Annotated in this window: 21 protein-coding genes and 4 tRNA genes; 2 read left to right on the top strand and 23 right to left on the bottom strand. The window is 33.8% G+C overall.

All coding sequences use genetic code 11. The features are described 5' to 3' along the window. Positions 1 to 23: 23 nt before the first annotated feature. The 16 genes from rpoB to B3M86_RS12270 form a co-directional block, all read right to left on the bottom strand. Positions 24 to 3,866, bottom strand: a complete 3,843-nt coding sequence (gene rpoB, locus B3M86_RS12345) for a DNA-directed RNA polymerase subunit beta (protein ID WP_125349434.1) — start codon at positions 3,864 to 3,866, stop codon at positions 24 to 26. 102 nt (positions 3,867 to 3,968) lie between these two features. Further along, entirely contained in the window at positions 3,969 to 4,337 is a 369-nt protein-coding gene (gene rplL / locus B3M86_RS12340) for a 50S ribosomal protein L7/L12 (RefSeq protein ID WP_019974307.1), read from the bottom strand. Positions 4,338 to 4,383: 46 nt separating this feature from the next. Beyond that, positions 4,384 to 4,896 (bottom strand): 50S ribosomal protein L10, encoded by a 513-nt coding sequence (gene rplJ, locus B3M86_RS12335; RefSeq protein ID WP_125349460.1) that lies wholly within the window; start codon positions 4,894 to 4,896, stop codon positions 4,384 to 4,386. Positions 4,897 to 4,914: 18 nt separating this feature from the next. Continuing rightward, positions 4,915 to 5,610: a 50S ribosomal protein L1 gene (rplA, locus tag B3M86_RS12330; RefSeq protein WP_038331070.1), complete on the bottom strand. Its 696-nt coding sequence runs from the start codon at positions 5,608 to 5,610 to the stop codon at positions 4,915 to 4,917. A gap of 17 nt (positions 5,611 to 5,627) precedes the next feature. Then, positions 5,628 to 6,068, bottom strand: coding sequence for a 50S ribosomal protein L11 (gene rplK, locus B3M86_RS12325; protein ID WP_038331069.1), 441 nt, complete (start codon positions 6,066 to 6,068; stop codon positions 5,628 to 5,630). A gap of 73 nt (positions 6,069 to 6,141) precedes the next feature. After that, entirely contained in the window at positions 6,142 to 6,690 is a 549-nt protein-coding gene (nusG, locus tag B3M86_RS12320) for a transcription termination/antitermination protein NusG (RefSeq protein WP_219033762.1), read from the bottom strand. A gap of 32 nt (positions 6,691 to 6,722) precedes the next feature. Next, positions 6,723 to 6,911, bottom strand: coding sequence for a preprotein translocase subunit SecE (secE, locus tag B3M86_RS12315; protein ID WP_038331172.1), 189 nt, complete (start codon positions 6,909 to 6,911; stop codon positions 6,723 to 6,725). 15 nt (positions 6,912 to 6,926) lie between these two features. Continuing rightward, positions 6,927 to 6,997 (bottom strand) — tRNA-Trp (locus B3M86_RS12310). Between the two features lie 60 nt (positions 6,998 to 7,057). After that, complete coding sequence (gene tuf, locus B3M86_RS12305; protein WP_038331067.1) at positions 7,058 to 8,245, bottom strand: elongation factor Tu; 1,188 nt, start codon at positions 8,243 to 8,245, stop codon at positions 7,058 to 7,060. A 185-nt stretch (positions 8,246 to 8,430) separates the two neighbouring features. Beyond that, a tRNA-Gly gene (locus B3M86_RS12300) sits at positions 8,431 to 8,503 on the bottom strand. 73 nt (positions 8,504 to 8,576) lie between these two features. Continuing rightward, positions 8,577 to 8,657, bottom strand: a tRNA-Tyr gene (locus tag B3M86_RS12295). A gap of 31 nt (positions 8,658 to 8,688) precedes the next feature. After that, a tRNA-Thr gene (locus B3M86_RS12290) sits at positions 8,689 to 8,762 on the bottom strand. Positions 8,763 to 8,892: 130 nt separating this feature from the next. After that, positions 8,893 to 9,192 carry a ribosome hibernation-promoting factor, HPF/YfiA family gene (gene hpf / locus B3M86_RS12285; RefSeq protein WP_038331066.1) on the bottom strand — a complete coding sequence of 100 codons (300 nt, stop codon included), beginning with the start codon at positions 9,190 to 9,192 and terminating at the stop codon, positions 8,893 to 8,895. Between the two features lie 2 nt (positions 9,193 to 9,194). After that, complete coding sequence (locus B3M86_RS12280; RefSeq protein WP_125349436.1) at positions 9,195 to 10,094, bottom strand: tyrosine-type recombinase/integrase; 900 nt, start codon at positions 10,092 to 10,094, stop codon at positions 9,195 to 9,197. A gap of 82 nt (positions 10,095 to 10,176) precedes the next feature. Continuing rightward, complete coding sequence (rpsU, locus tag B3M86_RS12275) at positions 10,177 to 10,371, bottom strand: 30S ribosomal protein S21 (RefSeq protein WP_038331168.1); 195 nt, start codon at positions 10,369 to 10,371, stop codon at positions 10,177 to 10,179. A 68-nt stretch (positions 10,372 to 10,439) separates the two neighbouring features. Further along, the gene (locus tag B3M86_RS12270) at positions 10,440 to 11,582 is read right to left on the bottom strand and encodes an acyl-CoA dehydrogenase family protein (protein WP_038331167.1); all 1,143 of its coding nucleotides are present in this window, start codon (positions 11,580 to 11,582) and stop codon (positions 10,440 to 10,442) included. Between the two features lie 239 nt (positions 11,583 to 11,821). Here B3M86_RS12270 and B3M86_RS12265 point away from each other — a divergent pair, with 239 nt between their 5' ends. Beyond that, positions 11,822 to 12,466 (top strand): OmpW/AlkL family protein, encoded by a 645-nt coding sequence (locus B3M86_RS12265; protein WP_286495079.1) that lies wholly within the window; start codon positions 11,822 to 11,824, stop codon positions 12,464 to 12,466. A 98-nt stretch (positions 12,467 to 12,564) separates the two neighbouring features. Here B3M86_RS12265 and B3M86_RS12260 read toward each other — a convergent pair whose 3' ends face one another. The 5 genes from B3M86_RS12260 to B3M86_RS12240 all read right to left on the bottom strand — a co-directional run bounded on the left by B3M86_RS12260 (position 12,565) and on the right by B3M86_RS12240 (position 19,628). Further along, positions 12,565 to 13,494 (bottom strand): cation diffusion facilitator family transporter, encoded by a 930-nt coding sequence (locus B3M86_RS12260; protein ID WP_125349438.1) that lies wholly within the window; start codon positions 13,492 to 13,494, stop codon positions 12,565 to 12,567. 58 nt (positions 13,495 to 13,552) lie between these two features. Beyond that, positions 13,553 to 15,181, bottom strand: coding sequence for an L-glutamate gamma-semialdehyde dehydrogenase (gene pruA / locus B3M86_RS12255; protein ID WP_219033765.1), 1,629 nt, complete (start codon positions 15,179 to 15,181; stop codon positions 13,553 to 13,555). A 113-nt stretch (positions 15,182 to 15,294) separates the two neighbouring features. Next, complete coding sequence (locus B3M86_RS12250) at positions 15,295 to 16,014, bottom strand: DUF1003 domain-containing protein (RefSeq protein ID WP_291047729.1); 720 nt, start codon at positions 16,012 to 16,014, stop codon at positions 15,295 to 15,297. Between the two features lie 66 nt (positions 16,015 to 16,080). After that, positions 16,081 to 18,642, bottom strand: coding sequence for a hypothetical protein (locus tag B3M86_RS12245; RefSeq protein ID WP_291075991.1), 2,562 nt, complete (start codon positions 18,640 to 18,642; stop codon positions 16,081 to 16,083). Beyond that, positions 18,639 to 19,628, bottom strand: coding sequence for a hypothetical protein (locus tag B3M86_RS12240; RefSeq protein WP_291047725.1), 990 nt, complete (start codon positions 19,626 to 19,628; stop codon positions 18,639 to 18,641). The genes B3M86_RS12245 and B3M86_RS12240 overlap by 4 nt, the downstream gene beginning before the upstream one ends. A gap of 100 nt (positions 19,629 to 19,728) precedes the next feature. Between B3M86_RS12240 and B3M86_RS12235 the strand changes: the two genes are divergently transcribed. Next, entirely contained in the window at positions 19,729 to 20,088 is a 360-nt protein-coding gene (locus B3M86_RS12235; protein ID WP_219033767.1) for a DUF2200 domain-containing protein, read from the top strand. A 5-nt stretch (positions 20,089 to 20,093) separates the two neighbouring features. Here the strand turns inward: B3M86_RS12235 and B3M86_RS12230 are convergent, their stop codons facing one another. Both B3M86_RS12230 and B3M86_RS12225 read right to left on the bottom strand, forming a co-directional pair. Beyond that, positions 20,094 to 21,350, bottom strand: coding sequence for a type IX secretion system plug protein domain-containing protein (locus B3M86_RS12230; RefSeq protein ID WP_286495085.1), 1,257 nt, complete (start codon positions 21,348 to 21,350; stop codon positions 20,094 to 20,096). Positions 21,351 to 21,434: 84 nt separating this feature from the next. Beyond that, positions 21,435 to 23,849 carry an alpha-ketoacid dehydrogenase subunit alpha/beta gene (locus B3M86_RS12225; RefSeq protein ID WP_291047720.1) on the bottom strand — a complete coding sequence of 805 codons (2,415 nt, stop codon included), beginning with the start codon at positions 23,847 to 23,849 and terminating at the stop codon, positions 21,435 to 21,437. Positions 23,850 to 23,926: the final 77 nt, after the last annotated feature.

Below are 23,926 nucleotides of genomic sequence, written 5' to 3'. Positions count from 1 at the left end.
AGGTAGAATAATAGGTTGCCCTATTATTCTTCCAAGTTTATGTCTAATCCAAGACCTTGTAATTCATGTAACAATACGTTAAATGATTCTGGAATACCAGGTTCTGGCATTGGCTCTCCTTTTACGATTGCTTCGTAAGTTTTCGCACGTCCAATTACGTCATCCGACTTAACTGTTAAGATTTCGCGTAAGATATTAGATGCACCGAATGCTTCTAATGCCCAAACCTCCATCTCTCCGAAACGTTGTCCACCGAATTGTGCTTTACCTCCTAATGGTTGTTGAGTAATTAATGAGTATGGTCCGATAGAACGCGCGTGCATTTTGTCGTCAACCATGTGTCCTAATTTCAACATGTAAATCACCCCTACAGTAGCTTTTTGATCAAAACGTTCTCCAGTATTACCGTCATATAAATATGTTGTACCGTGTTTTGGAATACCTGCTTCTTCTGTGATGCGATCGATATCAGCGATTTCAGCACCATCGAAGATAGGTGTAGCAAATTTTTGACCCATTTTAAGTCCAGCCCATCCTAATACCGTTTCATAAATCTGACCGATATTCATACGAGATGGTACCCCAAGTGGATTAAGTACGATATTTACTGGCGTTCCGTCTTCTAAGAAAGGCATATCTTCGTCGCGAACGATACGTGCAACAATACCTTTGTTACCGTGACGTCCTGCCATTTTATCCCCTACTCTTAGTTTACGTTTTTTCGCAATGTAGATTTTTGCTAATTTAACGATACCTGCAGGTAACTCGTCTCCAACAGAGATTGTAAATCTTTCGCGGTTAAGTGCTCCTTGTAAATCATTGTACTTAATTTTGTAATTATGTAACAATTCTTTTACTAATTCGTTCTTATCCTCGTCTGTTGTCCAAAGAGACTCTGCTCCAGTTAAATTTAAGAAATCTTCAACATTAGATAAGATTTTTTGTGTGTATTTTACACCTTTCTTGATTACTTCTTCGTTCAAGTCGTTGTAAATACCTTGAGAAGTTTTTCCGTTTAATAAAACGTATAATTTCTCTAATAAAATCTCTCTTAATTCGTTGAATTTAACGTCGTACTCAGCTTCTACACTATCAATAATAGCTTTGTCTTGAGAACGTTTACGTTTATCCTTAATACTACGTGAGAATAATTTTTTGTCGATAACAACACCACGTAATGATGGAGAGGCTTTAAGAGAAGCATCTTTTACATCACCTGCTTTGTCACCAAAGATCGCACGTAATAATTTTTCTTCTGGAGTTGGATCAGATTCTCCTTTTGGAGTAATCTTACCAATCAAGATATCACCAGGTTTTACTTCTGCTCCAATACGGATCATACCGTTTTCGTCTAAGTCTTTTGTAGCCTCTTCCGAAACGTTAGGAATGTCTGAAGTTAATTCTTCCATACCTAATTTTGTATCACGTACATCTAATGAATACTCATCGATGTGGATAGATGTAAACCAGTCTTCGCGAACAGCTTTCTCAGAGATTACAATGGCATCCTCGAAGTTGTATCCTTGCCAAGGCATAAAGGCAACAACCATGTTACGACCAATTGCTAATTCTCCTCCTTCTGTTGCATAACCTTCAGATAAAACTTGTCCTTTCTCTACACGATCACCAACTTTTACAATTGGTTTCAACGTAATTGTAGTTCCTTGATTCGTTTTTCTGAATTTTGTTAAATTATATGTTTTCTCAGCAGTATCGAAGCTTACTAATTCTTCGTCTTCTGAGCGATCATATTTAATTGTTATAATGTCAGCATCAACATAAGTTACTGTACCTTCACGTTCTGCATTTACTAAGATTCTTGAATCTTTTGCAACTTGTTTTTCTAATCCAGTACCTACAATTGGTGCTTGAGGTTTTAATAATGGAACTGCCTGACGCATCATGTTCGATCCCATTAACGCACGGTTGGCGTCATCATGCTCCAAGAAAGGAATTAATGATGCTGAGATAGATGCAATCTGGTTAGGTGCAACGTCAATTAAATCAACTTCTGCTGGCGTTACAACAGGGAAATCCCCATCTTCACGAGCAGTTACACGTTCAGTAGCAATAGTACCATCGTCTGTCATGTCGATATTGGCTTGAGCAATTACTTTTGATTCCTCCTCTTCCGCAGTTAAATAGATTGGTGCTGATTCGACGTCCACTTTTCCATCTTCTACTTTTCTGTACGGTGTTTCGATGAACCCTAAGTTATTAACTTTAGCGAATACACATAATGACGAAATCAAACCAATGTTTGGTCCCTCAGGAGTTTCAATTGGACATAAACGTCCGTAATGAGTGTGGTGTACGTCACGTACCTCGAATCCCGCTCTTTCTCTTGATAAACCTCCAGGTCCTAATGCTGATAAACGACGTTTGTGTGTAATCTCTGATAATGGATTTGTTTGGTCCATGAACTGAGATAACTGGTTCGTTCCGAAGAATGAGTTGATAACAGATGATAATGTTTTAGCATTAATCAAATCGATTGGTGTAAACACCTCGTTGTCACGAACATTCATTCTTTCACGGATAGTTCTAGCCATACGAGCTAAACCTACTCCGAATTGGCTAGCCATTTGCTCACCTACCGTTCTTACACGACGGTTAGATAAGTGGTCGATATCATCCACCTCTGCTTTAGAGTTGATTAATTCGATTAAGTATTTAATAATCGAAATGATATCTTCACGAGTCAATACTTGTACGTCCTCGCTAATGCTTAAGCCTAATTTTTTATTTAATCTGTAACGACCTACTTCACCTAATGAATAACGTTGATCAGAGAAGAATAATTTGTCAATAATTCCTCTTGCTGTTTCCTCATCTGGTGGCTCAGCGTTACGTAATTGTCTATAGATATACTCTACTGCCTCTTTTTCAGTATTAGTAGGGTCTTTTTGTAAAGTATTATGGATAATTCCATAATCAGCAGAATTGATGTCTTCTTTGTGTAATAAAATCGTCTTAACACCAGAATCTACGATTTGATCGATGTGATCTTTCTCTAAGATTGTTTCACGGTCTAAGATAATTTCATTACGCTCGATAGATACAACTTCTCCTGTATCTTCATCTACGAAATCCTCGTGCCATGTATTTAATACACGTGCAGCAAGTTTACGACCTACAACTTTCTTTAAATTAGCTTTATTAACTTTTACTTCTTCTGCTAAGTCGAAAATTTCTAAGATATCTTTATCTCTTTCGTATCCGATAGCACGTAATAAGGTAGTTAATGGTAACTTTTTCTTACGATCGATGTAAGCGTACATTACGCTGTTGATGTCTGTTGCGAACTCAATCCAAGATCCTTTGAAAGGAATGATACGAGATGAGTACAATTTTGTACCATTCGCGTGGAAAGATTGTCCGAAGAATACCCCAGGAGAACGGTGTAATTGAGATACAATAACACGCTCTGCACCATTAATAATGAATGATCCTGAAGGAGACATATAAGGAATTGTTCCTAAGTATACGTCTTGCACTACAGTTTCGAAATCTTCGTGTTCTTCGTCCGTACAGTACAATTTAAGACGAGCTTTCAATGGTACGCTGTACGTTAATCCTCTTTCGATACACTCATCAATTGTGTAACGTGGTGGATCTACGAAATAATCTAAGAATTCTAAAACAAACTGATTGCGAGTATCCGTAATTGGAAAATTCTCAGCAAATGTTCGGTAAAGACCTTCATTTTTTCGTTGGTCAGGTCTTGTTTCCAACTGGAAAAAATCTTCAAACGATTTGATCTGAATGTCAAGGAAATCTGGGAACTGAGCGACTGCTTTTGCAGAAGAGAAGTTCAATCTTTCTTTTTTCTCAGTCGAGTTGCTTAATGTTGCTTTAGTGGCCAATTTCGAATGAATTTTGGTTTATATAATGACTTTATGCGTAAAAAGGTTTAGACCTAACACGTCCTGTGTTAGGTCCAAACCTATATTTTTGAGTAATAAAAATTACTTCAATTCTACTACTGCACCAGCTTCTTCTAGCTGTTTCTTTAAAGCTTCAGCTTCGTCTTTAGAAACTGCTTCTTTAACTGTTGCTGGAGTTGAATCTACTAAATCTTTAGCTTCTTTTAATCCTTTTCCAGTTAATTCTTTAACTAATTTAACAACTGCTAATTTAGATGCACCTGCTTCTTTTAAGATTACGTCGAATTCTGATTGCTCTTCAGCAGCTTCACCTGCTCCACCTGCAGCAACAACTACAGCAGCAGCAGCTGGTTCGATTCCGTATTCATCTTTTAAGATTGTAGATAATTCATTAACTTCTAAAACTGTTAAGTTTACTAACTCTTCAGCTAATTTTTTTAAATCTGCCATTTTAATGCTTTTTGTTTTTTAAACTTTTATTTGATATGAGTGTGTCTTATTCTTCTGAAGCTCCTTCTTCTGCTTTTGCAGCCTCTTTGTTCTCTAATTGAGAAACAACAGTTTTGATTGGAGATTGAAGTAACATGATGATGTCTGCGATTAATTCTTCGCGAGATTTCAATGCTACTAATTGTGGTAATTTGTCATCACCTACGAATGTATTATCTTCAATCCAAGCTCCTTTTAAAATAGGTTTTTCAGATTTTTTTCTGAAAGTATCGATTACTTTAGCTGGTGCATTACCAACTTCAGCAGTCATTAATGCTGTATTTCCTTTTAAAGATCCGTAAAGCTCTTCGAAGTTTTTGTCTTCGATTTGCTCCATAGCTTTCTTTAATAAAGTGTTTTTTACTACGCGTAAAGATACATTGCTTTTGAAGCAAGCTCTTCTTAATTCAGTAGTATTAACAGCGTTTAATCCGTCGATATCTGCTAAGTAGATGATTTTTGCTTCTGCTAATACAGCTTGCAATTCATCTATCATATTTGCTTTATCTTGTTTTGTCATTGCCATAATCTACTAATTTTAAGCGTTTACACTTTTTGGATCTACTGATACACCTACAGATTGAGTTGTAGAAAGCGTGATGCTTTTTACATATGTTCCTTTAGCAGCTGTTGGTTTTAATTTAATTAAAGTTTGAATTAACTCATTCGCATTTTCTTTAATTTTATCAGCATCGAAAGATACTTTACCAACTGCAGCGTGGATGATTCCGTAACGATCTACTTTGAAGTCGATTTTACCTGCTTTTACTTCAGAAACGGCTTTACCTACTTCTAAAGTTACAGTACCTGATTTTGGGTTAGGCATTAATCCACGAGGTCCTAAAACACGTCCTAATGGTCCTAATTTACCCATAACAGCTGGCATAGTAACGATAACGTCAACATCTGTCCAACCTTCTTTAATTTTTTGTAAGTATTCGTCTAATCCTACATAGTCTGCACCTGCTGCTTTAGCTTCTGCTTCTTTGTCTGGAGTAACTAATGCTAATACTTTTACATCTTTACCTGTTCCGTGTGGTAATGAAACTACACCACGAACCATTTGGTTAGCTTTCTTAGGATCTACACCTAAACGAACTGCTATATCTACAGAAGCATCAAACTTAGCGTAGTTAACTTCCTTTACTAATGATGATGCTTCATCAATAGAGTAAAGTTTGTTTTTTTCTACTTTAGCTAATACTTCTTTTTGTCTTTTTGTTAACTTTGCCATTTCCTAAAATGTTTTAATTATTCTGGAGCTTGCCCACCTTTTACAGTTATACCCATAGAACGTGCAGTTCCAGCAACCATTTTCATAGCAGATTCAACAGTAAAACAGTTCATGTCCGCTAATTTGTCTTCAGCAATAGCTCTAACTTGATCCCAAGTAACAGTACCAACTTTTTGACGGTTTGGTACACCTGATGCTTTTTTCAATTTCGCAGCTTCCATTAACTGAATAGCAGCTGGTGGAGTTTTAATTACGAAATCGAATGATTTGTCTTGATACACAGTAATAACAACTGGTAACACTGCACCTTGTTTTTCTTGTGTACGTCCATTAAATTGTTTACAAAACTCCATGATGTTAACACCTGCAGCACCTAAAGCTGGCCCTACTGGTGGCGAAGGATTTGCTTGTCCTCCTTTAACTTGAAGTTTTACAACTTTTTCAATTTTTTTTGCCATTTTTTTAATTCTTAAAATTAAGCGTTATGTGGAAGCAGCCTAAATTTCTACTTTTAATTTGTTGATAGATTGATTATGCAATCTTTTCAACTTGGTTAAAACTTAACTCTAGTGGTGTTTTACGTCCGAAGATTAAAACCATCACTTCAAGTTTACGTTTATCTTCAATGATTTTTTCAACTGTTCCGTTGAAGCCATTGAATGGTCCGTCGATTACTTTTACAGTTTCTCCTACGATGTAAGATATTCCTAAGTTTGTATCAACGTTTTCTGCTAATTCGTCAACTTTACCTAACATTCGGTTAACTTCCGATTGTCTCATTGGTACAGGATCACCTCCTTTCGTTGCACTCAAAAAGCTAATTACACCTGATGTATTCTTTACCATGTGAGGAATTTCCCCTACAAGTTCGGCTTCTATCATGATGTAACCAGGAAAGTGTACTTTTTCCTTTTGATATTTTTTACCGTTACGGATTTGAATCACTTTTTCCATAGGAACAACAATTTGTCCTACATAATCATTCAAATTTTGGTACTGAATTTCTCTTTCAATATAATCCTTAACTTTCAGCTCTTGTCCAGCTACAGTCTTGATTACATACCATTTCTTTTCACTCATGATTCTAATTACTAAACGGGATATTTTACAAACTAAAAAGCGCCGTAGATAAAGTTAAGCACTTGTGTGAATAATGTATCTACCGCATATAAAAATATAGCTAACAAAACTGTAGCTATTGCAACAATAATTGTGTCTCTTTGTAGATCTGAGAATGATGGCCATGTAACATGATCTTTAAATTCTACAAAGGAATCTTTAAAATATTGTACGACTTTCATATCGTTTTCATTTAGCACGGGCACAAGGATTCGAACCCTGATCAACGGTTTTGGAGACCGCTATTCTACCATTGAACTATGCCCGTAGATAAAAAGAGTGGTAATCATTGAAGATTACCACATCTTCTATATTATATTTTGACTAATTAGTCTAAAATTTCAGTTACCTGACCAGCACCAACTGTACGTCCACCTTCACGGATTGCGAAACGTAAACCTTCGTTTAATGCGATTGGTTGTAATAATTCAACTGTAATAGTTAAGTTATCTCCTGGTAAAACCATCTCAACTCCTTCTGGTAAGTTGATTTCCCCTGTTACGTCAGTTGTACGTACGTAGAACTGTGGACGGTAACGGTTATGGAATGGAGTGTGACGACCACCTTCTTCTTTAGTTAAGATATAAACCTCAGCTTTGAATTTTTTGTGTGGTTTAACAGATCCTTGTTTTGCGATAACCATACCACGACGGATGTCAGTTTTATCAACACCACGTAATAATAAACCTACGTTATCACCAGCTTCACCTCTATCTAAGATTTTACGGAACATTTCAACACCTGTTACAGTAGAAGTTAATTTTTCTTCTCCCATACCAACGATGTCAACTGGATCCCCAGAGTTAATTACACCAGCCTCGATACGTCCTGTAGCAACAGTACCACGACCTGTAATAGAGAATACATCCTCTACTGGCATTAAGAATGGTTTATCTTGATCACGAACTGGTTGCTCAATCCACTCATCAACATTGTTCATTAAGTTTAATACAGTTTCAACCCATTGAGGCTCACCGTTTAATGCACCTAAAGCAGATCCTTGGATAACTGGAGTGTTATCTCCGTCATATTCGTAAGAAGATAATAAATCTCTTACTTCCATTTCTACTAACTCTAATAACTCAGCATCGTCAACCATATCAACTTTGTTTAAGAAAACAACGATACGAGGAACGTTTACTTGGCGACATAATAAGATGTGCTCACGAGTTTGAGGCATTGGACCATCAGTAGCAGCTACTACTAAGATACCACCATCCATTTGAGCAGCTCCTGTAACCATGTTTTTTACGTAATCCGCGTGACCTGGACAGTCAACGTGTGCGTAGTGACGGTTAGCAGTTTCATACTCTACGTGAGATGTATTAATTGTAATACCACGCTCTTTTTCTTCTGGAGCATTATCGATTTGATCGAAAGCTTTTGCTTCTGAATAACCAGCATCAGCTAATACTTTAGTAATCGCTGCAGTCAAAGTTGTTTTACCGTGGTCAACGTGACCAATAGTACCAATATTTAAGTGCGGCTTATTACGGTTGAAAGTTTCCTTTGCCATTTTACTTTTTATTAATTTCTATTGTTATACTTAAATTAAAAAAATAACTTTAAATTATTTTCAAGTGTAAAAGTACACTTTTTGATTTATATAAAGATATTAATTTTTGACTCGCGTTAACCTTGGTTTAAATGAGTTTCAACAACTACTTAAAAGATTAACTATACTGGACGAACCAGAATTTGAGCGGGAAACGGGACTCGAACCCGCAACATTCAGCTTGGAAGGCTGACGCTCTACCAATTGAGCTATTCCCGCATTCACTTCTAAAAAGCTTTGCAAATTTAAAGATTAAATCCTAAACCACAAAAAATTTTAAAAATTAAGTTTGTGGGGAGAGCAGGATTCGAACCTGCGAAGGTTACCCAACGGATTTACAGTCCGTCCTCGTTGGCCGCTTGAGTATCTCCCCGCCTTATTTTTTTGTTCTTCTAAAAACCTTGAGCCGATAGAGGGACTCGAACCCACGACCTGCTGATTACAAATCAGCTGCTCTAGCCAGCTGAGCTACATCGGCATTTTTGTTTTTAAAAGCGTTATTTAAAAGAACAGTCCGTTAAATATGTTTGTTTAACGGACTGCAAATTTACGTTGTTTTTTGAATTAACCAAATTTTTAGGTTCTTTTTTTAGTCAATTCCCTATTTTTTATCTTTCGCTAATTTTTTCTTTTTTTCTGATAATTAATTTTTTTAATGTATCTACCGCTAAATCAATACATTCTTCAAAAGATTGTCCTGTTTTACTTACAACAATATCATCTCCTGGTACTTCTAACTTAATATCAACTGTCTTGTTATTTTTTTCTGCAGTATTCTCTAATTTAAAAGAAACATTCGCTGCAATGATTTTGTCTGACAAAGTTTCTAATTTTTCTAATTTTTTCTCTAAATACTCCTCTAAACCTGGTTTAGTATTGAAGTTTACTGCTTGAAAGTTAATTGTCATAATTACTCTTTTTTGTTCTCACGCGGGTGAGCTTTGTTAAACACTTTTTTTAAATTTTCTATACTCCCATGTGTATAAATTTGAGTCGATGACAAACTTGAATGCCCTAAAATATCTTTTACTGCATTCAGATCTGCTCCTGAATCTAACATATGAGTCGCAAATGAATGCCTCAACATATGAGGACTTTTTTTATGTTTTACACTTATAAGACTAAGATAGTATTTTACTTTCGAATAAACAAGATTATCGTACAAAGGTTTTCCTTTTTCTGTTACAAAAACATTCGTACATTGTAAAGTAATTTCGTTATGTTTTCTAGTGTTATAATTCGCCAAATCCTCTAACAGAAAGGTAGAAATAGGAATTATGCGTTCTTTATTTCTTTTTCCAAGAACTTTTATAGAAAGTGTATTCGGATCGATATCATTTTCTTTCAAACCAATTAATTCGGCACGTCGAATTCCTGTTTGATACATTACATCAATCATTAATCGATCACGTAAACCTTCGAATGTGTCAGGGAAAAATTCATCATTATTCAACAAATCATTCAATTCTGCTTCTGTAAAAGGTACTAAAACTTGTTTATTTTGTTTAAGTGAATGAATTTGCTCGATTGGATTAATGGAAAGATGATTTTCTTTGACCAAATATTTATAAAACGTTCGTAAAGCGCTTAATTTGCGATTAACTGTTTTCTCAGACTTTTCTAATTCTGATAAATGCATCACAAATGCACGAATATGATTTTTTGTTGCAAGTTGTATTTCTGACGAATTTTCTTCTTGTTGATAGAACTCAACAAAATCGTCCAAATCTCTTTTGTAGCTAGTAATTGTTAGCGTAGAATAGTTTTTCTCGAGCGCTAAATAATCTAAGAATAGTTGAATAAATTCCATAAAAAAACCTATTCATCAAAGTTACAACTTTAATAAATAGGTCAACAGAAATTAATTTCTTTATATCGTTTAAAACGGCAATTTATGCTTCCTCCTTTTCGATTAAGGCTTGTTTGTAGATTGCTCTACTCATCTTAATTCTATTTGTAACAGAAGGTTTTGTAAATTGTTGACGTGCTCTTAACTGACGTACAACACCTGTTTTATCAAATTTTCTTTTGTATTTTTTTAGAGCTCTTTCGATTGACTCTCCGTCTTTTACTGGTATAATCAACATAATTTTATCTATTTCTTTTTGAGATGGCAAATATACAACTCTTTAGTAATTAAACAAATCGTTTTGTATTAATCTTTCAAAATATTTCTTCCAATCACTAATTTTTGGATCTCAGTTGTTCCTTCACCGATTGTACACAACTTAGAATCACGGTAGAATTTCTCTACTGGAAAATCTTTTGTATATCCGTATCCACCAAATATTTGAACTGCTTCATTCGAGATTTTAACACACGCTTCCGATGCATAATATTTTGCCATTGCACCTTCTGTCGTCATTGGTTTTTTATGATTTTTTAAATAAGATGCTTTACGAATTAATAATTCTGAAGCTTCGATTTCTGTAATCATTTCAGCCAATTTAAAGTTAATTGCTTGGAAATTTGCAATTGCAGTTCCAAATTGATGACGCTCTTGTGCATATTTCAATGCTGCTTTGTATGCTCCTTTCGCGATTCCTAAAGATAAAGCTGCAATCGAGATACGACCACCATCTAAAATCTTAAGTGCTTGCTTGAAACCATCACCAACATTTCCTAAACGATTTGCATCCGAAACACGTACGTTATCGAAGATTAACTCTGCCGTTTCCGAAGCACGCATTCCTAATTTATTTTCTTTTTTACCCGATGTAAAACCTGGCGTTCCTTTTTCTATTACAAAAGCTGTCGCGTTATTTTTAGCTCCTTTCTCTCCTGTTCTTGTCATCACAACCGCAACATCACCAGAAATTGCATGTGTAATAAAGTTTTTTGCTCCGTTAATCACCCATTCATCTCCATCTTTTACAGCTGTTGTAGACATTCCTCCTGCATCAGATCCTGTGTTGTGCTCTGTTAATCCCCAAGCACCAATCCATTCTGCTGTTGCTAATTTTGGTAACCAACGTTGTTTTTGTTCTTCGTTACCGAATTCTAAAATATGATTTGTACAAAGTGAATTATGTGCCGCTACAGACAAACCAATAGAAGGATCAACTTGTGAAATTTCATCTACAATTGATACATATTCATCATATGACAAACCACTTCCTCCATATTCTTCTGGAACAACGATTCCCATGAATCCCATTTTTCCAAGTTCTTTGAAAACTTCAACTGGAAAAGTTTGAGCTTCATCCCACTCCATTATATTCGGTTGAATGTATTGTTTTGCAAAATCTCTTGCCGATTGCGCGATTAATGATAAATTTTCATTTTCTAAGAAATCCATTTTTTTGAGTTTTTTTGTTTTTTTATGACTTTCCTCCAAAAGTAATAAATTTCTATTAAGTGAAAAGTTTTTCTTTTACGATTATTTTTACTCATTAAAAATAATTGACTATCAGCGTGTTTAAGTTAATAATATCCTTAAAAAAAACAAATGTTTAAAGTCATTTTCGGAAATGATATTTGACATTTTAATTCGGATGAATTAATCCGAGTTTTGTTTCGAAAAATAAAATAAACATTATGAAAAAAGGACTATTAATATTAGGAGCAATCTTTGCATCAACAATTTCATTTGGACAAGAGGCTAGTGAATTACATATGCGTGTAAGAGCAACTGGTGTAGTTCCTATGGAAGATGCTAAAATAGAAGCAATAGGTGGAAATGTAGCAGTTACAAACAATCTTATTCCAGAAATTGACTTTACCTATTATATTACAAAAAATATCGCGGCCGAATTAATCTTAGGAACATCTAAACACGAAGTTGTAGCGGTAAATACTGCATTAGGAAATTTAGATTTGGGACGAGTAATGCTGTTACCTCCAACTCTTAATGTACAATATCATTTGTATCCAACCAAAAACCTAAAACCTTATGTTGGTGCTGGAATTAATTATACAATCTTCTATGATCAAGGGCAAGGAAAAGGGAGAAACGCAGCCGTAACTAGTGTAGATTACAAAAACAATGTAGGTTTCGGATTTCAATTAGGATTTGATTACAAAATCAATGATAAATTATACTGGAACGTAGATGTTAAAAAATTATACTTAAACACAGACGTTACAGTTGGTGCAGCTTTAGACAAACAAGTTTATGTACCAGCAGATGTAGATCTTAATCCTTGGTTAATCAGTACTGGTATTGGTTTCAAATTATTCTAAAATCGACCTTTTATATATATTATGATTTTTTATTAACCAACTAAAAGATCAAAAAGAGAAGCAATTGCTTCTCTTTTTTTATTTAATATAATTTATTTTTACTCCTCCACTCTTTTATCTTCGATGTGATTTGTTCGAAAATATTCTCGAACCGAGACAAAAGTAGGCTCTATATGCACTAATACATCTTTTACTTGTGGCATTTTAGCTTGTACAGCATCTTTCAGATCATGACTAATTTTATGTCCTTCCACCACCGAAATCGTTCCATCGACTATTGCATGTAAATCGACATAATAATTCATTCCATTCTTACGCACATTACATTTTTCAGTCGCCATAACACCCGGAACATGCGAAGCGATTTCTCTAATTTGTTCAATTTCATTTTCGTACAATTGCTCATCCATAATTTCTCCCAACGCAGGTCGAAGGATTTTGTACGCATTATATAAAATAAAACTTGATGCAAAAAGTGCTGCAACATCATCTGCTGCCTCCCAACCTGGTCCCATTACCAATGAAATCGAAATTCCGATAAACGCCATTAACGATGTAATTGCGTCCGAACGATGATGCCAAGCATCTGCTTTTAGAGAAGAACTATTGGTTTCAACACTTTTTCGCATTACATACTGAAACGATAATTCTTTGAATAAAATAATTCCTCCAAGAACTAATAAGGTAAATGGTTTGGGCTGATGATGTGGTGTAATAATATTGTTAATACTTTCTTTTGCAATGATAATCGCAGAAACAATAAGGAAAGTAACCACTAAAAATGTGATTAACGCTTCTGCTTTTCCGTGTCCATAAGGATGATTTTCATCTGCAGGTTTTGCAGAATACTTTAGTCCAAAGAAAACAAATATAGAAGAAAAAACATCTGCCGAAGACTCGATTGCATCTGCAATAAGTGCGTAAGAATTCCCAAAATAACCAGCCAAAAACTTAATTCCAGCCAAAGAAGCGTTTCCTACAATACTAAAAATTGAAGCTTTGATTGCTTTTTCCGAATTATCATTCATACCAAAAAAATAAGCCCTACAAATGTAAGGCTTATTCTAATTTTGTATCTCGAAAATATTATTTTTCTAAGAATGGGTATTTGTAATCTTTTGCAGGAACAAATGTTTCTTTGATTGTTTGAACAGAAGTCCAACGTAACAAGTTCATTGCAGAACCTGCTTTATCATTTGTACCAGAAGCACGCGCTCCACCAAATGGTTGTTGACCTACAACTGCACCTGTTGGTTTATCGTTGATGTAGAAATTTCCACAAGCATTTTTCAATGCTTTAGCAGCTAATTCTACAGCAGCACGATCTTTCGCGAAGATTGATCCTGTTAATGCGTAAGCAGAAGTTTCGTCAACTAATTTTAAAGTTGCTTCAAATTCATTTTCATCATAAACATAAACTGATAATACAGGTCCGAAGATTTCTTCTACCATTGATTCATATTTAGGATTCGTTGCTTTGATAACTGTTGGTTGAACAAAATATCCAACTGAATCATCATAAGTACCACCGATTACAACTTCAGCTTCAGAAGATGCTTGTGCACGATCGATATATGCTTTAGATTTTTCGAAAGAGTTTTTATCGATAACCGCTGTCATGAAATTAGAGAAATCCTCTGGAGATCCTAATCTAACAGTTGCTAACATTTCTTTCATTTGTTTCTCAACTTCGTTCCATAAGTTAGATGGAATATAAGCACGAGAAGCAGCAGAACATTTTTGTCCTTGGTATTCAAATGCTCCACGAACTAAACCTACAGCAACTTCTGTTGGACAAGCTGATTTGTGAACCATTACGAAATCTTTTCCTCCTGTTTCTCCTACGATACGTGGATAAGTTCTGTAATTGTTGATGTTATCTCCAATTTGTTTCCATAAAGTATTGAAAACTTTTGTAGAACCTGTGAAGTGTAAACCTGCGAAATCTTTGTGTTCTAAAACTGTTTTTGCAGTTTCTGCTCCATCAGTTAAGATCATGTTGATTACACCATCTGGTAAACCAGCTTTTTTGAACACTTCCATTGTTACTTTAGCAGCTAAAGTTTGTTTATCAGAAGGTTTCCAAACTACAACGTTCCCCATCAAAGCCATACAAGATGGTAAGTTACCAGCGATTGCAGTAAAATTGAATGGAGTAATTGCGAAAGTAAATCCTTCTAATGGACGATAATCTACACGATTCCAAATTCCAGGAGAAGAAATTGGTTGATCTGCATAAATTTCTGTCATGTATTGTACATTGAAACGTAAAAAGTCAATCAACTCACAAGCTGAATCAATTTCTGCTTGCATTGCATTTTTAGATTGACCAATCATTGTTGCAGCATTTATTTTTGCACGGTAAGGACCAGCAATCAAATCTGCAGCTTTCAAGAAAATTGCCGCTCTATCTTCCCAAGGCATTGCAACCCAAGCTTCTTTTGCAGCTAAAGCTGTATCAATCGCTTTTCTTACATCATCTTGTGTTCCTTCGTGGAAATAACCAACAACTTTTTGGTGGTCATGTGGAGGACGAATTTCTTTTTTATTTCCTGAAAAAATTTCTTCAGAACCAATGTATTGAGGAACTTCAGTTACCTCGTTAAACATTTTTTTGTAAGCGTCTAATAATTGCGCACGCTCTGGTGTTCCAGGAGCATATGATTTTACCTCTTCGTTAACAGCGTGAGGAATTTGAGCAAATGATTTTGACATTTTGATTATTTTGTTTGTTTATACTTTTCAAAGTTCAAATTTAAGAAAAATAAATGGAAATGTTTCAGTTCAGATAATTAAGTCTTTTACCACTTTAAACATAAAATCATCCATTATTCTTCCTTTTTATTTTCTTTTTTATCTTTTGTATGAAGAATTTGATTTTCGATATTCTCTAAATATTGGATTTGCATTTCCTGTATTTCTAATAATTTCTTATTCTGATGAACCAATAAATGATCTATTTTTTCGCTTAATAATTTTATTTCCAATTCAGCTTTCAAGTTAATTTTATAATCATGTTCGGCTCTATCACGGTCTTTATCTTCTTGACGATTTTGACTCATCATAATAATTGGAGCTTGTATTGCTGCTAAACAAGACAAAATCAAATTGAGTAAAATAAATGGATAGGGATCAAAACCTTTGTTGTGCAACATCCAAAAATTAAGAAACATCCAAACCAATAAGAAAATAAAAAACGAAATAATAAATGTCCAACTTCCTCCAAAAGACGCTACTTTATCTGCGATTCTATCGCCTGTTGTCAATGGCTTTGATGTATTTTCTTTTATATTTTCGGAAAGAATAGAATTATCACGAATTGCTTCTACTACATCTTGATCCAATTTTTCCATTTCACCTTTTTCTTGCGAAATCAAATTTGCAAAAAATTGACGACGATATTTGTTCAATATTTTTATCGAAACATAATCTTCTTCGGTAATTGCTGGATAATCTTGCTCAATCAATTTAAAAATCTCTTGCTGAATTTCTTTTCCTTTTACAGCTTCGTAGCGATTAATTGGTTCTTGAGTTACAAAACATTTCATAATAATCTATTTTAGTCAAAAATCACATCACAAAAAACGCTCCTAAAATTAGAAGCGTTTTAATTATTAAAAGTTATTTGTGTAATAATCGAAATATTTACAATTTGATTTTATTTCTTGATATGTTTTCGTGTCCGAATATTGTTTCAAATTTTTAAAATTAGAACGATAATTTGCCACTTTAAACGCTAAAATTTTATCTTCGTTGTCATATTGATTTTCGTACAAACGTTTCAACACAGGATCTTTTGCATTATAAAATCTTCCTTGTTCATTCTTAGACAATGCAAATAAAATTTGCGCTTTCATTTCTTTGTCTTTTGTCGAATCAAAAGCTTTTTTCAAATAATTTTCTGACGGCGTAAAATTATCTACGTAGTTTCCACCCCAACCGAAACTTTTGTAAAAGAAGTTGCTTGTCGCTTCATATTGATCACCATAATTATTAAATTTTGGTCCATTATCATTGTTTCGATCAAATGTCAACAAATAACGATAATAGCCTAAAGTCGTCGTATTGTAAAAGAAATTCCCCAACAAATAATTCGCTTTTGCAGCTTCTTCGGTATTCTTCTTTGCTATTTTATTCAATTCAATCATCGCATTTGTCAATTCTAATTTTGACATTTTTGGTTTGATAAATTTAAATTCATTCAAATAAGGAGTTGCGATCACTTGATTTTCGTCACAATTAAAACATTCAATCTTATTATATCCAAAGATTTTATTCGGAATATTATGATAACCATCAAACTGATTTTCTACCCAAGTTTTGCTTTCTTTTTCTGTTGTATAATCGTAATCATAAACAAAATAAGCACTTTCTGACGTGTGATATTTTTGATCAATCTTCTCAAATTCTTTTTTCGCCAAATCAAATTTCATTTCGCCTAAATACAATGTTCCTTTGAAATCGGCTAAATAATCTGATAATTTAAACTGAATTTCTTTTGATTTTTTTGTTCTCCAATCCCATGAACTCGATTTTACTTTTGCATTAATCAAATATTTTTCGAAAGCTGTTTTATTCGATTTTTTATCCAATTTATCTAAATCATTGATAATCGCCCAATCTGGATTTGAACCTAATTGTGTAATTTCATTATGAATCAAAAATGCTTTTCCTTTGTCACCTTGCAAAAAATATCGATTTGCTAAAACATCTAAAATCACATTTTTCAAGTTCATTTTTTGATCATCTTCATCCGAATAACCATAGACATCTTCTGGTAATTTTGGATATTCATAATTCAAAATCGACGCATATTTTTGCATCAATTGATTCTCAAAACTATCTGTAATTTTCTTTTGTTCGAAAATTTCTAATAAAATTTCAATCACTTTTTTCTGTTGTTGAAATCCTTTCGAAGTTGAATTTACTTTGGTTAAATACGTTTTTGTTTCCGCAAAATTTTTGTTCAATAAATTCAAATATGCCACCGATAATTTCCAATATTCTTTGTCGTCAGCTTTTATCGCTTGTGATTTTGCCAGAGCAATCAATTCATTAATCTGAACTTCATCTTTTGAATCTTCGGGGTTACTGTAATAATTGCCATTTGTTTTTACAGGTAAATATAAATCTGTATATTTTTTTCGTTCTTGAGAAGAATTCCAATAATAATCTTCAGGATTTTGTTGCAAATATTCGCGTTCAATTAAATTAATAGAACGTGCAAATAAAATTCTCGCTTGTGGCGCATTTACATCATTCGCAATAATTTTTTTCGCAGGAGCTAACGGATTCGAAAAATCATTATAACCAATCAATAAATACAAATCATTTTTTTCTTGAATCGTTTTGGCATTGGCTAACATTTTCTCATAATTCAAATCTTCTGTCACGCGCATCGATTGATAAGCACTCATTTTTCGATCATTCGAATGAGAAAAAACTTCGAAAAAGTCATAATTCGCCTGAATATAATTTCCAAGTGCACGCTCCGCTCCACCTTTTTGATCTAACGCATAATAATACATCGAATTTTTGAGTCCTTGCGACGCCACATACATATTAAAATAATTGATAGCGTCTTTATATTCGTGGAAATAATGCGCAAAACGCACCAATTGATAACCGTAACGAACTTTTAATTCTTTGTCCGTTTCTGCATTCCAACTTTTCTTTAGAACCTCAAGAACTTTTCTATAGTTTAGATTATTGACATTTTTTTCTGGACGATCTACATACGACCATTCACCATTATCGATATAATAAAAAGCCATATAAGGCTCTAAATACTTGGCATACGACAAGTAAAGTAAACTTTGCTTATTCTTTTTTACCCAATCTGTTGTCGCAAAATTATAGTTCGTATTGGACGATTTTCCATTCTTTACCATCAAATCAATTTCTTGTTTCGATACTTTAAAAACCAACTCAAACGCTTGCTGATAGCTAATTCCTAACGTTTTTTGCCAATCCAAAATATTCTCATTCTTTTGATTTGCATCCATCGTATAATATGGATTATCCAACGTCATCAAAAATGGCTGATATTGAGGCGCTTCGCTTAAAGTTTGCGAAAAAAGATTGTAGTAATAATAATCTTCTCCACCTCCATCAGCACACGCAAATACTTTGGTTAAACCAAAAGTTAAGCATAAAGTAAGTACTATTTTTTTCATAATTGTGTTGGTATTGTTTTCAAAAATTTTGAGTCTAAATGATAATAAATCAAGCGATAATTGTAAGATAATTTTGTATCGATAAATGATTTTGTTTCAATTAATAATTCAGGAGAAATCATTTCAACTTTTATTGTAAAACCTTTGCTCACATAAAAATTTCGTACAAAAAAATCATCTTCCACTTCATAAAATCCATTTCTGATTTTCTTTACAGGTTTTCCTATCAAATCTTGCTCCGAAAAAGAATTGATTAATTTTATTTTTCCTTGATGATTTGTCAAAATTGCCCACGAATAAATTGGCAAAGCAACATCTAATTTGATTGGATAATCGTTCAAGTTTTTTAAATAATCTTTTGCTATTTTCAAATCTAAAATCGAATTATTTTCAGATTGATCAGTTGGATTTTCGGTTGCATAACACATCAAAACCATTTTATCCAAAGGCGGAACTCCTTCTTTGTCTTTAAATTTGACTTGATGCAAACGCAAAGTTGCCGAAAGTTTTTTGCCCGAAATATGTTTCAATTCCGACAAAAACATAAAATAATTTTCGCGCGTAGATTTCGTCCAATCACAATCTATCTGAATTTCATTGAAACTTTTTAGATTTCCTCTTTCAGCCGTTTCACTCAAAAAATTATACACATCTTTTGCTAAAATTTTGATTTGATCTTTTGATGTATTCAGAAAAGTTTGATTGGTAATAAAAACCGTCGGAATATAATTGACATTGAGTTTCGTTGCATCAAAATTCTGAATAATTCCAACTGGAGAAATTTTATTCAACTTTTTATCCACATCAAAAAAACGAACATAAATATTTTCCACTTTTAGTGAATCAACCGCTTTTTTCTCTGTTTCATTCACCGAATAATTACTTCGCCAATAATAAAAATCAATTGGTGATTTTTTGGTTTCAGAAGTACATCCAACCAAACTAATTATCGTAAACAGTATTAAAAATCTAAATAAAAATTTCATACTCAAATTTAACTCAAAATCTATAAATCACAATCGATGAAAATAGTGAGATTTTATCAAATTAATTGTCGAAATTTATCCTCTATAATATTCTTAAAAAATGAATGATAAAAATTTTCAGCGTGTAATCGAAATGTCTTTTGCAAGTGTTTATCCGCATTACATCACAAAAGCAGAAAAGAAAAACCGAACAAAAACGGAAGTTGATCAAATTATTTTTTGGTTAACAGGTTATACTGAAAAAGATTTGGAAGAAATTTTAACGAAGAAAACTAACTTTCATGATTTTTTTGAAAATGCACCAAAGTTTAATCCAAATGCAACTAAAATAAAAGGTGTGATTTGCGGTTATCGTGTGGAAGAAATTGAAAATCCATTGATGCAAAAAATTCGATATTTAGACAAATTAATCGATGAATTAGCCAAAGGAAAAATAATGGAAAAAATTTTGAGAAGTTAAGCTACTTATCTCCTCGAATTTCCAGTTCCATATCCCATCAACACATCGTATCGTTGTCCCCAAGGGCGATAGTAAAACAATGCTTGATATTGATTTTCGGTTTGCCAAAAACTTCCGCTCACATAACTTGGATCGATTTTGCCTGTTTTGGTATTTTTTACGACATATTGATAATTGTAATAACCTTGTTTCAAGAATAATTCGGTTACCCAAAATCCTGCATCGTCTTTTTCTAATTTCGAATTTTCATCAATTTCCCAATTATTAAAAGCACCTACAACATACGGAACGTATAATCCATTTTGATCTTCGAAAGCATCTAAGGCAAAATAAACCCATGAATAATCTGCTTCAGAATTTGCTGCATATTCGTTTCCATAACGGTTATTTCGGATATAAAAATTACCATTAATGTCTGGATAATCATCATAAGGTAAATTATATTTCGGAATATCTGCACGCAAAACAGTGTGATAAACACTATCTTTTCTGAATGTTTTTTCTGTTGTTAAACTCGGAACTTCTAAATTTTTGTTATCAAACCAATTGTATTCTGCACCACCGTCAAACAAAATATTAGTATCATTATATGTTAATTGATTTGGACGAGAAAAAGATGGTCGATTGACAAAATAACCTTCGTTCCAATTGTTATTTTTCATCAAAAATAATCTTGCACCATCAGGAACTTCAGTTAAATTTTGTGTTCCACTCGAAACTTGAACTTGCAAACGCTGATTCAATTCTTTTACGGTTGGATTATTGTAACGAGAAACCATCACTCCAACATCCGCAATTGGTTGATAAACGGCAAAACGTTTCGTGAAAATTGGGTTTGAATCATTTTCTAAATACACTTTTAACACATAATTTCCAGGTAATTTTACATTCATTTGATCATTCGGAAATTGAATTTGATAATTGGTATATTTTTGATACGTATTGAATGAATTCTTATATGTTCGCGCATAATCAGCATTAACACCATTTAAAAATTCGGTTTGAAAAATATTCGATTCTGACCAATCTGCATTTCTGTGTTCAATAGAATATTGATAACGCTTATAACCTGCACTGATATCATCAAAAAGAAAAATTAATCTTTCGCTAGAACCTAACTTGATAACGGGTGTATTATCGTTTGTTTGCGGATTAAAAACTTGAACCGTCTTGATATTCTTTGGAGGAATTACATCTTGAAATTGCCCAAAAAGAATTGAAGTCAATAGACAAAGTATAATCGAATAGAATTTCATTTTCATTATAATTTTGATTGTTAAAAATACAAAAAAAGCGCATGCCTTTTTGAAAAAGACATACGCTTATATAACTCTAAAATTTATTTTTTAGTACAAAGCAGGAAACTCGTTTGGTTTCGCTTCGCGCATTAGTTCATAGACTTGTTCTGTAATATCATCAACAGAAGGTTTTGAAAAATAATCTCCATCAGTCGCATACGCAGGACGGTGAGCTTTCGCTGTAATCGTCAATGGTGCGCTATCTAATGTAAAATATCCACCTTGTTTCTCGATAATTTCTTGTAACAAGAATGCACTTGCTCCACCTGGAACATCTTCGTCAACAATAACTAAACGATTCGTTTTGTTCAAACTTTTTGCAACATCTGCATTGATATCGAAAGGCAATAAAGATTGTGCATCAATTACTTCAACAGAAATACCTAGTTGCTCCAATTCTTTCGCAGCATCCATCACAATTCTCCAAGTAGAACCGTATGTTAATAACGTTACATCTTTTCCTTCTTTTGTAATTTCTACTTCACCTATTGGCGTTGTAAATTCTCCAATATTAGTTGGTGCAGGTTCTTTCAAACGATAACCATTCAAACTTTCTACAACAATTGCAGGCTCATCTGCTTGCATCAATGTATTGTAAAAACCTGCGGCTTTTGTTAAATCACGTGGAACTAAAACATTCACGCCACGAACCAAATTCAAAATTCCTCCCATTGGCGAACCTGAATGCCAAACACCTTCTAAACGGTGACCACGCGTTCTGATAATCACAGGCGCTTTTTGACCTCCATTCGAACGATAAAGCACAGTTGCCAAATCATCAGAAATTCCTTGTAAACAATAAAGGATATAATCTAAATATTGAATTTCTGCAATTGGACGTAAACCACGCATCGCTAATCCAATTCCTTGACCAAGAATTGTTGCTTCGCGAATACCTGTATCCGAAATACGATCGATACCATATTTTGCTTGAAGACCTTCTAAACCTTGGTTTACATCACCAATATTTCCAGCATCTTCACCAAAAACTAATGCCTTTGGATATTTTTCGAAGATTTTATCAAAGTTATCACGAACAATTACACGACCATCTTCTAACGCTGGATTTTCTCCAAACTCAGGTTTTACTTGTGGTACTTGAGTTGCCGTTCCTGAAACTAATTTAGTCGAATAGATTTCTTCTTCGCGCTTCATTTTGGCATCTAACCAAGAAATTAATTCAGCTTTTGTAACTAAATTTTCTGAACGTATTAAACGAATTACTTTACGAACAGCTCCATAAACATCACGTTTGAAAGGACTTTTCTTTGATTTTAGATTACTAATTTCAATGTTGATAAAAGCACCGTTTGCACTTTCTAAAGCAATTTTCGTTAATAATTCTAACGCTTCATTTTTCAAATCCAAAATTGGATTCAAATAATCGTCCCAACATTGTTTTTGAGAAGCTTTTACTTCAGCTTTTACTTCAGCTTCTAATTGATCCAACTCTTCCGCAGAAATAATTGCTTCTGAATGATCTGCAAATGCTAAAATATATTCACGGAATTTTGAGATTCCATCAAAATCTTTTTCCCATGTCAAACGCTCCTCTGATTTATAACGCTCGTGCGAACCAGAAGTCGAGTGACCTTGTGGTTGCGTACATTCTTGCACGTGTACAATACACGGAATGTGATGCTCACGCGCAAATCTTTCTGCACGTGTATACGCTTCAATCAAAGCAGGATAATCCCACGCTTTTACAGTAATAATTTCGTAACCTCTTTCCTCTTCCGTTCTTCCGAAACCTGATAATAATTCAGAAAGATTCGATTTTGTGCGTTGAAATTTAGCTGGTACAGAAATTCCGTAACCATCGTCCCAAATAGAAACAACCATTGGCACTTGCAAAACTCCACCTGCATTTATCGTTTCCCAAAAATGACCTTCAGAAGTACTTGCGTCACCAATTGTTCCGAAAGCAATTTCATTTCCGTTTACAGAAAATTGTTGATCTTCGTCTGATTGAGGAACATTTCTAAAATATTTTGAAGCTTGTGCTAAGCCTAACAAACGTGGCATTTGACCAGCTGTTGGCGAAATATCAGCACTCGAATTTTTTTGTTCTGTTAATTTTTTCCAAGAACCATCTTCATTTAAAGAACGTGTTCCGAAATGAGATGTCATTTGACGACCTCCTGATGAAGGTTCTTTCTCTAAATCTGTTAAAGCGTATAATTGTGCAAAAAATTGTTCAACAGTTAATTGACCAATTGCGAACATAAATGTTTGATCGCGATAGTATCCAGAACGGAAATCTCCATTTTTGAATACTTTTGCCATTGCAATTTGTGGTAATTCTTTTCCATCACCAAAAATCCCAAATTTTGCTTTCCCAGTAAGTACTTCTCTTCTTCCTAAAAGACTTGCTTCACGAGACATAAAAGCCGTCTTGTAATCATTAATGATTTGACTTTTAAACTCTTCGAAAGTAATTTTATTTACCTCTTTTGTTTCCATTTCTTTTGTTTGTTGCATCACAAATTTAACAAAAGATTTGTAACTTACACCATACAATTTGCGTCTAACGAATAGAT

The sequence above is a fragment of the Empedobacter sp. UBA6305 genome, assembly GCF_002440405.1.
Lineage (GTDB): Bacteria > Bacteroidota > Bacteroidia > Flavobacteriales > Weeksellaceae > Empedobacter > Empedobacter falsenii_B.
This window is presented reverse-complemented; position numbering and strand designations above follow the sequence as displayed.